The organism is Rhizobium sp. N122 (assembly GCF_002211295.1).
In the GTDB taxonomy this organism is placed as follows: Bacteria; Pseudomonadota; Alphaproteobacteria; order Rhizobiales; family Rhizobiaceae; genus Rhizobium.
Genome location: NZ_LOKU01000009.1, coordinates 67,852 through 80,079 on the forward strand (window position 1 = coordinate 67,852; position 12,228 = coordinate 80,079).

Genomic DNA, 12,228 nt, shown 5'->3' on the forward strand with positions numbered 1-12,228 from the left:
CATCGGTTAAGAGGAGGAGAAAATGACCAGAATGAAATCGATCGGCGCGGCTTTGGCCGCGGTTCTTTTGAGCTCCGTTGGCGCCCATGCTGGCGACGTGCGCATCATGTGGTATTCCGATGGCGGCGAAGGCGCTGTCATCAAGGACTTGCTCTCGCGTTTCTCCAAGGCCAATCCGGACGTCAACGTCATCCTCGACGAGGTTTCCTACGACGTCGTCAAGGAACAGCTGCCGGTGCAGCTCGAAGCCGGGAAGGGGCCTGATATCGCCCGCGTCACCAATCTGAAGGCGCAGGCCCAGCACTGGCTCGATCTTCGCCCGCTGCTCGCCGATGCGAAATATTGGGACGACAATTTCGGCGCCCAGGCCGACTGGATGCGGCCCGACGGCTCGAATGCCATCACCGGTTTCATGACCCAGCTGACCCTGACCGGCGGCTTCGTCAACAAGACGCTGTTCGAGCAGGCCGGCGTCGAACTTCCCGGCCCGAAGGCGACCTGGGATGATTGGGCGGCGGCCGCCAAGAGGGTCGCCGACAGCCAGAAGGTCTTTGCCATGGCGATCGACCGCTCCGGTCACCGCGTCTCCGGCCCGAACATTTCCTACGGCGCCAACTACATCGCCGCCGATGGCAAGCCGGCGCCGATCGACCAGGGCTCCAAGGAATTCCTCAGCCGCTTCGTCAAGTGGAACGAGGAGGGCATCGTCAACAAGGATGTCTGGGTCAGCGCTGCCGGCACCACCTACCGTGCCGCCGCCGAAGACTTCATCAATGGCGGCCTTGCCTATTATTACTCGGGCAGCTGGCAGATTTCGGCCTTCGCACAGAAGATCGGCGACAGCTTCGACTGGGTCATGGCGGGAAGCCCCTGCGGCACGGCCGCCTGCACCGGCATGCAGGGTGGCGCCGGCCTCGTTGCCGTCAAATACACCCAAAACCCGAAGGATGTCGCCAAGGTGATGGATTACCTCGCAGGCGCCGACGTGCAGAAGGAATTCGCCGAGCGCAGCCTGTTCATTCCGGCGCATAAGGGTGTTGCCGCAGGCCAGATGGACTTCAAGACCGACAATCCGCATGTGCAGGCGGCGCTGAAGGCCTTCGTCGAATCGGCGGCTCAGACGGCGGCACCGGCGATGAAACTGCCGGGCTGGAAGTGGTCGGACGCCTATTACAGCGCCATCGTCGCCCGCATCAGCCAGGTGATCGCCGGCGAAATGAAGCTCGACGACGCCTATGCCCGTATTGACGAAGACATCAAGGCCAAGGTCGGCGCCAACTGACGGACGAACGGATGGCGGAAAAGACGGTTTCTTCCGAACCGCCGGCAAAGGCCGGCCCTCGGCAGGCGCTCGCAGCACCTGTCCGGCTTGTCATGGGGATCGTCGATATTCCCATGCGCGCCTGGCAGAAGCTGACGGGGCTGAACGGCATGGCGGGCGTCTTCCTGGCGCCCAACATGCTGATCTTCAGCGTCTTCGTGCTCCTGCCGCTGGTCATCAACTTCCTCTATTCGACGACGAGCGGCAGCGGCATCTTCCTGCAGAACAGGACCTATGTCGGCGCCGAGCAGTACCACATCCTGTTCGACTGCCGTTCCTATCTCGACCCTTCGACCTGCGCCGCCGACACCTTCTGGGCGGCCGTGCGCAACACCGGCGTTTTCGTCGTCTTCCAGGTCTCGGCGATGCTGATCGCCGCGCTGGCAACGGCCTTGATTCTCAACCGCGAGCTTTCCAATCGCGGCTTCTGGCGCGCCGTCTTCTTCTTCCCGGTGCTGCTGTCTCCGGTCGTCGTCGGCCTGATCTGGAAATGGATCCTGCAGCGCCAGGGTCTGCTGAACTATGCGTTGAGCCCCTTCGGCTTCGAGCCGTTCTCCTGGCTCAGCGATCGTTTCTGGGCCTTCTTCTTCGCCGTCTTCGTCTCGGTCTGGGCGCATATGGGCTTTTACGCGCTGATCCTGCTCGCCGGCCTGCAGGCGATCCCGAAGGATCTCTATGAGGCGGCAGCGATGGACAAGGCGAGCCCGACCCGCATCTTCCGGCGCATCACCTTGCCGCTCTTGATGCCGAACCTCATCGTCGTCCTGGTGCTGGCGCTGATCCGCGCCGTGCAGATCTTCGACGAGGTCTTCGTGCTCACAGGCGGCGGGCCGGGCACCAGCACCATGTACATCACCCAGTATATTTACGAGACGGGCTTTGCGAGTTCCTTGCGCAATCCGGGGCTTGCGTCGGCCGCCTCGATCCTGATGGGCATCGTGCTCGTCATCCTGACGCTGGTCCAGCTCGCCGCCAGCAGCCGCAATGAGAAGAGAGGGAAACGCCAATGAGCGCTGTCGCCACCTTTCTTCTGCGCCGCCGCGGCCGCGGCTGGCACTGGACCGACGTCGTCACCTGGATCTGGCTGATCTCCGGCGTTTTCCTGATGTTCGGCCCGGCCGTCTGGCTGGTCTTTTCCTCCTTCAAGACGCCGGCCGCCCTTGCCGAATTCCCGCCGTCCTTCCTGCCCTATGTCACCGAACAGGCTGTGGTGCCCGGACACGACAAGCCCTTGCCGCTCTATACCGTGACGATGCCGGATGGCAGCAGCCGCGTGCTCGCCGAAGTCCGCCGCATCGGCATCATCGGCCAGATGATCGACCCGAAACAGCCCGGCGAAATCGTCAAGGTCAACATCAAGGACCGCACCCCGGTGCGCAAGGTCGAATTCGCCGCCGCCAACTACACCGAACCGTTCCAGCGTTTCGATTTCTTCCTGTTCCTGCGCAACTCCGTCTTCGTCACCGTGGCCGCGACGGCGATCACGCTGCTCGTCAATTCGATGGCCGCCTTTGCTCTGTCGAAATACCAGTTCCCCGGCCGCACCGCCGTCATGCTGATGATCCTGGCGACACTGATGGTGCCGCTCTCGGTCATCGTCGTGCCGCTCTATTCCGTCATCGGCACCTTGAACCTCTTCGACAGCCTCTGGGGCGTCATCCTGCCGACGGTCGCCACCCCCACAGGCGTCTTCCTGCTCCGCCAATATATGCTGACCATCCCGGACGAGCTGATCGACGCCGCACGCATGGACAAGGCCAGCGAATGGCAGATCTACTGGCGCATCATCCTGCCGCTCTCGGCGCCGGCGCTGGCGGTGCTGGCGATCTTCTCGGTCGTCTGGCGCTGGAACGACTTCCTCTGGCCGCTGATCGTGCTGTCGCGCAAGGAGCTCTATACGCTGCAGGTCGGCCTCAACGTCTATGCTGGCGAGCTCAATGTGCAATGGCACTATATCCTCGCCATGACGGTCGTTTCGATGATCCCGGTGGTGCTGATCTTCGTCTTCCTGCAGCGCTTCATCACCACCGGCATCGCCGGCTCCGGACTGAAATAAGATGAAACAGGAGAGTGCATGAGCGGGCTCGAGCTCAGGAACATCGTCAAGAATTTCGGCGCCGTCGAGGTCATCCGCGATGTCTCGCTTGAGGTCAAGGACGGCGAGTTCGTCGCCTTCGTCGGCCCCTCCGGTTGCGGGAAGTCGACGCTGCTGCGCCTCATCGCCGGCCTCGACAAGCCGACTGCCGGCAGCATTGCCATCGACGGCAAGGATGTCACGGCGATCGGTGCCGCCGACCGCGGCCTCGCCATGGTCTTCCAGTCCTACGCGCTCTACCCGCATATGAGCGTGCGTGAGAATCTGGCCTTCGGACTGGAGAATACCAAGGTGGCGAAACCCGAGATCGAAGCGCGCATCACTGATGCCGCCCGCATGCTGGAGATCGAACCTTTCCTGCAGCGCCGTCCGGGCCAGCTCTCCGGCGGTCAGCGCCAGCGCGTCGCGATCGGCCGCGCCATCGTCCGCCGGCCGGATGCCTTCCTGCTCGATGAACCGCTGTCCAATCTCGACGCCGAACTGCGCGTCTCCATGCGCGCCGAACTCGCCGCCCTTCATGCGCGGCTAAAGGCGACAATGATCTACGTCACCCACGATCAGGTCGAGGCGATGACGCTTGCAAACCGCATCGTGGTGCTGAGAGGCGGCAGGATCGAGCAGGTCGGGACGCCGCTGGAACTCTATAACAAGCCGGCCAACCGCTTCGTCGCCGGCTTCATCGGCGCCCCGCACATGAACTTCCTGGAGGGCGCAATTATCGGCCATGACGGCAATCTCACCGAGGTCGAAACCGTCGCCGGCCATCGCCTGTCCGTCATTGCCCAGGATCCACGCCCCATCGGCGAGAGGGTCAGCATCGGCATTCGCCCGCAACACATCACCCTTGCCGAAGCGGCAGGCCCGGGCAGACTGGAAACAAGGGTCACCCTTGTCGAAGAGCTGGGTTCGGAGACCGTCGTCCACGCCGACACCGGCGGAAAGAAGCTGATTGCCGTCTTTGCCGGCCAGCAACGGATGAAATCCGGCGACAGCCTGCCGCTGCATTTCGACCCTGCCGTGCTGCATCTCTTCAGCGAGGACGGCCGGCGTCTGTCCTGAGAGCTGAAAAAAAGCCCGCGCCGGAAGGGAGGCGCGGGCCGAACATTCATCTCAGGACAGCCTTAGTGGCTGTTCTTATGGCTCTGTTGATCAGCTTTTACATGCTGTTCATGGCTGCCGCCGCGGGATCCGCTGGACTGCGCGTCGCGGCCACCTGAAGAGGAGCTGCGGGTATTGGAGTCGTTCTTGTGACTCTGCTGCCCGGCTTTGACGTGCTGTTCATGGGTTCCACCTTGGTTTGCCATTCGGTTCTCCTTGGGTTTGAACGAGGCCACGTCGACCTCGCTGGAAAAACCTCGCTCCGGCCCATGCGTTCCCCATTTTAATATTTCGTGATCTCGTCTCGAAATGAGGGATGAGGAAGCGGGCCGGGCGGGTAGGGAGCTCGCCTGCCGTTTCGTTGGCCATCGGGAGAAAGCGGAAAAATCCCGATGTTCTCCAGCACCACCGCGTCCGCTTGGCGCGGCCCGCTACCTCGATTCGACAATGCGTCTGGTGGCAGGAAGGTTCCGCCATCAGACCCCATCGCTCCATGCCGGCAGCCCGCTGCGGCCCATCGGCTCTTTTCAATCGACCCCATCGCTCTAACTTAAAGGGCATGGAAAGAAAGGAGAAACCCATGACCGACGCACCGAATACGGCGACCCCGGCGCGAAGAGTGTTGCGTGGCCGCCCCTACAGTATCGGCGAATTTGCCAGGAAATACCGGTTGGATGACAAGGAGGCAAAACGCCTCTACGAGAAGTTCGGCCCATCCGCCACCGAACTCGATCTGTTGATGGCGGCAAAGCGGCGTCCGCCGGGGCTGCCCACCAGTCTCGACGCCTGACAGCGGCCATGCGGATCCGGACCGGAAGTTGCCTGTGCGGGGCGGTTGCCTATCGCGTCGAAGGTGAGCCGCTTCGCGTCGGCCTTTGCCACTGCGCCGATTGCCGCAAATCGAGCGGCTCCGCCTTCGTCTTCTTCGCGGTCTGGCCGCGCCCGGCTTTTTCCCATAGCGGTGAGATCGCGACCTTCGCCGGTCGCAGCTTCTGCCCCGTCTGCGGCAGCCGGCTTTTCTGCCTGCAGGAGGACGCCGCGGAAATCCGCCTCGGCTCGCTCGACAGTCCGCCGAGCGACCTCGTCCCGGATCATGAAGTCTGGATCAAGCGGCGCGAAGCCTGGTTGCCTCAGCTGCCGGGCGCCGGCCAATATGCTGAGGATGCCGACTGACGTGCGTTCCGCGTCAAAACTTGACTTTTCTTACCAATATTTCATTTCCCCCATCCGCAATTCCGTGCCACTTCGGCGGCAATGCTAATGCCCGGTTCATCTGCGCTGTGCTTATTTTACTGCGGGGCCGAGACGGCCACTGACTGATCGAGGATGACATGAACGACACCGGAACCGGCAAGAAGACCGGGGCACAGACAAGCGGCGCGTCCGAGCTCGCAACGGTGCTTGCCGCATCGGGACGTCAGGGCAAGCGCAGCCGCTGGCGCGGACGGCTGTTCATCCTGTTGATCCTCGTTGCTTCAGCAGCCGGCGCCGCCTATTTCTACATGGGCCGCGGGCAAAGCGAAGTGAACTATGCTACCCAGCCGGCCAAACGCGGCGATCTGACGGTGCTCGTCACCGCCACCGGCTCGGTGCAGCCGACCGAGCAGGTGGATATATCGAGCGAGCTTTCCGGCACCGTCCGCGACGTCAATGTCGATTACAACAGCACGATCAAGGCGGGCGACGTGCTGGCGCTGCTCGATACCAACAAGCTCGAGGCCGATGTGAAGAGTTCACGCGCCAAGCTGAATTCGGCCAAGGCGAATGTCGCCAAGGCCAATGCCGATCTGCAGTCGGCAAGCACCTCGCTGGAGCGGCTGAAGAGCCTGGTCAGGAGCAATGTCTCCACCCAGCAGAGCCTCGACGACGCCACCTACAAATATGATTCCGCCGTCGCCGCCAAACAGATCAACGAAGCAGAGGTGCTCGCCTCGGAGGCTGACCTGCAGCTTGCCGAGGTCAATCTCGCCAAGGCCAAGATCGTCTCGCCGATCGACGGCGTCATCCTCACCCGCGCCGTCAATCCCGGGGCCACCGTCGCAGCCTCGCTTTCTGCGCCGATCCTGTTCACCATCGCCGGCGACCTGAAGAAGATGGAACTGCAGGTCGATGTCGACGAGGCCGATGTCGGCCAGATCGCTGTCGGCCAGAAGGCGAAGTTTTCAGTCGACGCCTATCCCGACCGGAGTTTTCCCGCCGAGATCGAGCAGATCCGCTTCGCCTCCGAGGTGGTCAACAATGTCGTGACCTATAAGGCGGTCCTCTCCGTCGACAATGCCGATCTCCTGCTGCGCCCCGGCATGACGGCGACGGCCGACGTCACCGTCGAGGCCGTCAAGGATACGCTGATGGTGCCGAACACGGCGCTGCGTTACGCCCCGACCCAGGCGGGACGGCGCGGCCGCGGCATTTTCGGCATCTTCGGCCCGCCACGCCAGCGCGGCGGCAATGCAGGTCAGGCGCTGACGGGCGCTCAGCGCCGCGTCTGGGTGCTGCGCGACGGCCGGCCCAGCCCCGTCGTCATCCAGGTCGGCTCATCCGACGGCCAGTTCACCCAGGTCGTCTCCGGCGACCTCAAGGACGGTGACGCATTGGTGACCGACGCCACGACGCGTGCGAACTGAGCGGAGAGACGGATGGCAAGCCCGCCGCTCATCGAATTCAGGCAGGTCTCGAAAATCTACGGCGAGGGCGAGGCGGCAATCCGCGCGCTCGACCATGTCGACCTTGCAATCAACGCCCATGAATTCGTCGCGATCATGGGCCCATCGGGCTCCGGCAAGTCGACGGCGATGAACATCCTCGGCTGCCTCGACGTGCCGACATCAGGCGACTACGCCTTCCAGGGCATCCCGACCTCCGGCTTCGACCGCGGTCAGCTGACGCTGTTGCGCCGCCACATGCTCGGCTTCGTCTTCCAGGGCTTCAACCTGCTGTCGCGCACCTCGGCGCTCGAGAATGTCGAACTGCCGCTGATCTATCGTGGCATGGCGGTGCGCGAACGGCGCGAACGGGCGCACGAGGCCTTGGCGCTGGTCGGCCTCTCCGGCCGCGAACATCACAAGACCCAGGAACTGTCCGGCGGCCAGCAGCAGCGCGTCGCCATCGCCCGCGCCATCGTCACCCAACCGGCGCTGCTGCTTGCCGACGAGCCGACAGGCAATCTCGACACGAAAACCAGCGTCGAGATTATGGATCTGATGACCCGGCTGAACCGCGAGCAGGGCATCACCATCGTCATGGTGACGCACGAGCCCGATATCGCCGCCTATGCCCAGCGATTGCTCAGGTTCGTCGACGGCAAGCTGGAGACCGAGGTCGAGCACCAGAGGAGGGCGGATCATGTTCTTTGAGACGCTGAAACTCGCTCTGCGCGCCATCAGCCGCAATATGCTGCGCTCGTTCCTGACCGTGCTCGGCGTCGTCATCGGCGTTGCCGCCGTCATCGCGCTGGTGACGATCGGCAATGGCACCACCGCGCAGGTCTCGACCGAATTGTCGCGGCTCGGCACCAACATGCTGTTCGTCCGCCCCGGCCAGTTCGGTCCCGGCCGGGCGAGCTCGGAAGCCAAGCGCTTCAGCGTCAAGGACGTCGCGGCCATCCGCGACCAGATCAGCGGGTTGAGGGCGGTCGCGCCGCTCAACCAGTCGACAGCGACGGTGATATCAGGTGGCCAGAACCATTCGACCAGCGTCTCCGGCACCACCAACGACTATTTCGTCGCTCAGGACTGGAACCTGGCACTCGGCCGCAATTTTACCCCCGCCGAGGAACGTGGCCAGTCCCGCTGCATCATCGGCGAGACGGTGCGCTCGCAGCTCTTCGGCGCCGCCGACCCGATCGGCCAGCAGATCCGCGTCGGCAAGGTCTCATGCCCTGTTATCGGCGTGCTCGCCAAGCGTGGCCAGTCCGGCATGGGCACCGACCAGGACGATGTCGTCATCATGCCGGTCAAGGTGTTCCAGCGGCGCATCAGCGGCAACAGCAACGTGCCGCAGATCATCATCTCGGCGCGCGACGGCGTCTCCACGGCCAAGGTGCAGTCCGATGTCGAGGATCTTCTGCGCGAGCGCCGCAAGATCATCCCCGGCCGGCAGGACGATTTCAACGTCAACGACATGACCCAGATCGCCGAGGCGATGACCGGCACGACGACGCTGCTGACCGGCCTGCTCGGCGCCGTCGCCGCCATCAGCCTGCTGGTCGGCGGCATCGGCATCATGAACATCATGCTGGTCTCCGTCACCGAACGTACTCGCGAGATCGGCATTCGCCTGGCGATCGGCGCGCTCGAAAACCAGGTGCTCACCCAGTTTCTGGTCGAGGCGGTGGCGCTCTCGCTCTTCGGCGGCATCACCGGCATCGGCCTCGGCCTCAGCCTCGGTCTGGTGGCGGTGACTTTCCTGAAAGTCCCCTTCGTCTTCAGCGCGATGATGGTCGCCGTCGCTTTCCTCTTCTCCGCCGCAATCGGCATGATCTTCGGCTATTTCCCGGCGAGACGGGCAGCGCAGTTGAACCCGATCGAGGCGCTGCGGCACGAGTGACGCATCATGAGTGCGTCATGGCAAACGCGCGATGTCTCTCTATGCCGGGTGAGTTTAGCAGGAACGCCAACCCAGTTCTCCGTCTTCCTCGGCCTTGAGCCGAGGATCCATGCCGCGACTGCTGGCGGATGCGGCGTGGATGCTCGGCTCAGGGCCGAGCATGACGGAGAGTGGGGCGGGAAATGAGTTCCTTCGTGGCGTAGACACCCAAATTCCCAGATCTCACGCCGCTTGGTATCCAGCCGGGCTTTTCGCAAGAGCTGACCGGATGAAGCGCCCGACGCGACGTGACTCTGGATGAGTTTGGAAGAACGCCAACCCCACCCTCCGTCCTCCTCGGCCTTGAGCCGAGGATCCATGCCATTACCGCTGGTGGGCGTGGTGTGGATGCTCGGCTCAAGGCCGAGCATAACGGAGGGTGGGGCGAGTGAAGGGAGTTCTTTTGCGGCGTGGACGACCAGGTCAGCAATCGCATTCGTCGAATTCACACGGCTGTTATCTCTTTGTCTCTATTCTGATATTTCAATGCCGACTTGTCTTCGGTTTTTGACCGTGCCACTATGTGATATATCAGATTCAGGCGACGGACTTTCGGCATGCAGACGTCACAGAGCCATCTTGCCTATCTCGCGCTGGAGCATCTGATCGTCACGCTGGCGTTGAAGCCAGGGGCGCTTGTCACCGAAAAGCAGCTGATCGATATGGCGGGCCATGGGCGCACGCCGGTGCGCGAGGCGATCCAGAAGCTTGCGTGGCAGGGGCTGATTCTGGTGAAGCCGCGTGTGGGGCTGCAGGTGGCCGAGATCGCGCCGGAGGATCATGGCAACGTCATGCAGGTGCGCCGCGAGCTGGAGCCAATCGCTGCAAGCCTTGCAGCCGAACATGCGACGGACGAGCAGCGTGCGCGTCTCGGCGACTGCGCCCGCGCCATGGAGGAATGCGCCGTCACCGGTGATCTCGCCGGCTTCTTCGCCGCCGACAAGGCCTTTGACGAAATCCTCGAGGATGCCTGCCCGAACGGCTTTATCGTCGCAGCACTCGGGCCGGTGCAGACGCATTCGCGGCGCCTCTGGTATTCCACCGCAAACGCCGAGCGCATGGATCGCGCCATCGCGCTGCATATCGCCGTCGTCCGGGCCATTCATCAGGGCAGGGTGGACGAGGCGCGCGCCGCCATGGCTGTCTTGATCGACTATCTCGCCCAAAAATAGAAACGGCCCCGTTTCCGGAGCCGTTGTCATATCTGTTGTCGGAAAAACTCAGCCGACGAAAGCGCGCTCGATGACGAATTCGGCGGGCTTGCTGTTGGCGCCTTCGTCGAGACCAGCCCTTTCGAGCAGTTCCTTGGTGTCCTTCAGCATGGCCGAGGAACCGCAGATCATGCCGCGGTCGATCGCCGGATCGAGCGGCGGTACGCCGAGATCGGTAAACATCTTGCCCGAGGAAATCAGGTCGGTGATGCGGCCGCGATAGGCGAAGTCTTCGCGGGTGACGGTCGCATAATGGCGCAGCTTGTCGCCGACCACTTCCTTCAGCAGCTCGTCATTCCGGATTTCCTCGACGAGGTCGAAGCCGTATTTCAGTTCGGCGACATCGCGCGTCGTATGGGTGAGGATGACTTCCTCGAACTTTTCATAGGTCTCGGGATCGCGGATCAGGCTGGCGAAAGGCGCAATGCCCGTTCCCGTCGAGAACATATAGAGACGGCGGCCCGGCGTCAGCGCATCGAGCACCAGCGTGCCTGTCGGCTTCTTGCGCATCAGCACCTGGTCGCCGGGCTTGATCGCCTGCAGATGCGAGGTGAGCGGGCCGTCCGGCACCTTGATCGAGAAGAATTCAAGCTCTTCGGCCCAGGCGGGGCTGGCGATCGAATAGGCGCGGAAGACCGGCTTGCCCTCGACCATCAGGCCGATCATCGCGAATTCGCCGGAACGGAAACGGAAGCCCTGCGGCCGGGTCATCGTGAAGCGGAAGAGCCGGTCGGTATAATGCGTCACGGAAAGCACCGTCTCGGCGTAGACGCCGGCGGGGATGGACGAGGCGAAGTCTTCGGTCTTTGCAGGCGCGTTCATTGCGGTAGCGGATCCCGTTTCGTCGGATGAACTGTCGGATGCGAGGCAGATATTACATATCGGGCTCGAATTAAAGGCATTCCATTCCACGCAGTGCTCCTGAAGGGAAATATGCATGTCATGGTCAGGATTCAATGGTCAACCGGGGGGCCGGCGGGCAATGTCGTATTTCCCGCTGGCGAAGCCCGGCAAAGGATGCATATTAGGGCGGCGCGCCTGAACTGCATGTCGGTTTTCGGCAAAAATGGTGCGACAACAAAGACCTACGGCGTCGGGACCCGATTCAGGAAGAGGGGGCCGGTGACGGTTGGCGAAAAACAGGCTTGCCGGGGCGAGCGCGATAAAGCGGTCGGGGGAATATGAAGATTTTCAAGTATAAGCGCGTTCCTTACGCGGAGATGCGCGCCTTTTCCGTCCATATCCTGACGGCCTCCGGTTCCTTCCTGGCCTTTCTCGGCGTCGTTGCCGCCGCCGAGCATCGCTTCATCGACATGTTCTGGTGGCTGGGCCTGGCGCTTCTGGTCGACGGCATAGACGGGCCGATCGCCCGCAAGGTGCGCGTCAAGGAAGTGCTGCCGAACTGGTCGGGCGATACGCTCGACAATATCATCGATTACGTCACCTATGTGCTGCTGCCGGCTTTCGCGCTCTATCAGAGCGGCATGATCGGCGAGCCCTGGTCCTTCGTCGCCGCCGGCATGATCGTCGTTTCCAGCGCCATCTATTACGCAGATATGGGCATGAAGACCGACGAGTACTTCTTTTCCGGCTTTCCCGTCGTCTGGAACATGATCGTCTTCACCCTGTTCGTCATCGATGCCAGCGCGACGACGGCGCTCGCCGTCGTGACGGTTTCGGTGGTGTTGACCTTCCTGCCAATCAATTTCCTGCACCCGGTTCGCGTCAAAAGGCTGCGTCCGCTCAATCTCGGCGTCTTCCTCCTGTGGTCGGCGCTCGGCATTTTTTCGTTGCTGATGCATTTCGACACACCGGAATGGGCGCTCATTCTCTTCATCGTGACCGGGCTCTATCTTTACGTCATCGGCGCGGTGCTGCAATTCTTCCCCGCTCTCGGACGCGAAGCTTGAGGACAGGCA

13 protein-coding genes are annotated in these 12,228 nt (G+C 62.7%); 11 read left to right on the forward strand and 2 right to left on the reverse strand.

Annotated elements, in window-relative coordinates; all coding sequences use genetic code 11:
- The first annotated feature begins 22 nt into the window (after positions 1-22).
- Genes ATY75_RS08550 through ugpC form a run of 4 tightly spaced genes read left to right on the forward strand, consistent with a single transcriptional unit; the run spans position 23 to position 4,475 of the window.
- A complete protein-coding gene (locus ATY75_RS08550) occupies positions 23-1,282 on the forward strand; it encodes an ABC transporter substrate-binding protein (RefSeq protein WP_064838435.1) in 1,260 nt (419 codons plus the stop codon).
- Positions 1,283-1,293: 11 nt separating this feature from the next.
- The gene (locus ATY75_RS08555; protein ID WP_088937199.1) at positions 1,294-2,331 is read left to right on the forward strand and encodes a sugar ABC transporter permease; all 1,038 of its coding nucleotides are present in this window, start codon (positions 1,294-1,296) and stop codon (positions 2,329-2,331) included.
- On the forward strand, positions 2,328-3,377 hold the full coding sequence (locus tag ATY75_RS08560; RefSeq protein ID WP_088937200.1) for a carbohydrate ABC transporter permease: 1,050 nt from the start codon (positions 2,328-2,330) through the stop codon (positions 3,375-3,377). Before ATY75_RS08555 ends, ATY75_RS08560 begins: the two co-directional genes overlap by 4 nt.
- An 18-nt stretch (positions 3,378-3,395) precedes the next feature.
- The gene (ugpC, locus tag ATY75_RS08565; protein ID WP_088937201.1) at positions 3,396-4,475 is read left to right on the forward strand and encodes a sn-glycerol-3-phosphate ABC transporter ATP-binding protein UgpC; all 1,080 of its coding nucleotides are present in this window, start codon (positions 3,396-3,398) and stop codon (positions 4,473-4,475) included.
- Between the two features lie 62 nt (positions 4,476-4,537).
- Here the strand turns inward: ugpC and ATY75_RS08570 are convergent, their stop codons facing one another.
- Positions 4,538-4,720, reverse strand: a complete 183-nt coding sequence (locus tag ATY75_RS08570) for a hypothetical protein (protein ID WP_082935646.1) — start codon at positions 4,718-4,720, stop codon at positions 4,538-4,540.
- A 374-nt stretch (positions 4,721-5,094) separates the two neighbouring features.
- Here ATY75_RS08570 and ATY75_RS08575 point away from each other — a divergent pair, with 374 nt between their 5' ends.
- The 6 genes from ATY75_RS08575 (at position 5,095) to ATY75_RS08605 (ending at position 10,270) form a co-directional block, all read left to right on the forward strand.
- Positions 5,095-5,304 (forward strand): hypothetical protein, encoded by a 210-nt coding sequence (locus tag ATY75_RS08575; RefSeq protein WP_064838439.1) that lies wholly within the window; start codon positions 5,095-5,097, stop codon positions 5,302-5,304.
- Positions 5,305-5,312: 8 nt separating this feature from the next.
- Complete coding sequence (locus ATY75_RS08580) at positions 5,313-5,687, forward strand: GFA family protein (RefSeq protein ID WP_088937202.1); 375 nt, start codon at positions 5,313-5,315, stop codon at positions 5,685-5,687.
- 158 nt (positions 5,688-5,845) lie between these two features.
- Positions 5,846-7,138: an efflux RND transporter periplasmic adaptor subunit gene (locus tag ATY75_RS08585; RefSeq protein WP_088937203.1), complete on the forward strand. Its 1,293-nt coding sequence runs from the start codon at positions 5,846-5,848 to the stop codon at positions 7,136-7,138.
- 12 nt (positions 7,139-7,150) lie between these two features.
- Entirely contained in the window at positions 7,151-7,867 is a 717-nt protein-coding gene (locus tag ATY75_RS08590; protein ID WP_064838442.1) for an ABC transporter ATP-binding protein, read from the forward strand.
- Entirely contained in the window at positions 7,857-9,059 is a 1,203-nt protein-coding gene (locus ATY75_RS08595) for an ABC transporter permease (RefSeq protein WP_088937204.1), read from the forward strand. The genes ATY75_RS08590 and ATY75_RS08595 overlap by 11 nt, the downstream gene beginning before the upstream one ends.
- Before the next feature lie 596 nt (positions 9,060-9,655).
- Complete coding sequence (locus tag ATY75_RS08605; RefSeq protein ID WP_088937206.1) at positions 9,656-10,270, forward strand: GntR family transcriptional regulator; 615 nt, start codon at positions 9,656-9,658, stop codon at positions 10,268-10,270.
- Positions 10,271-10,318: 48 nt separating this feature from the next.
- Here ATY75_RS08605 and ATY75_RS08610 read toward each other — a convergent pair whose 3' ends face one another.
- Positions 10,319-11,131, reverse strand: a complete 813-nt coding sequence (locus ATY75_RS08610; RefSeq protein ID WP_088937207.1) for a ferredoxin--NADP reductase — start codon at positions 11,129-11,131, stop codon at positions 10,319-10,321.
- A 359-nt stretch (positions 11,132-11,490) separates the two neighbouring features.
- Between ATY75_RS08610 and pcsA the strand changes: the two genes are divergently transcribed.
- Positions 11,491-12,219 (forward strand): phosphatidylcholine synthase, encoded by a 729-nt coding sequence (gene pcsA / locus ATY75_RS08620; RefSeq protein WP_088937209.1) that lies wholly within the window; start codon positions 11,491-11,493, stop codon positions 12,217-12,219.
- Positions 12,220-12,228: the final 9 nt, after the last annotated feature.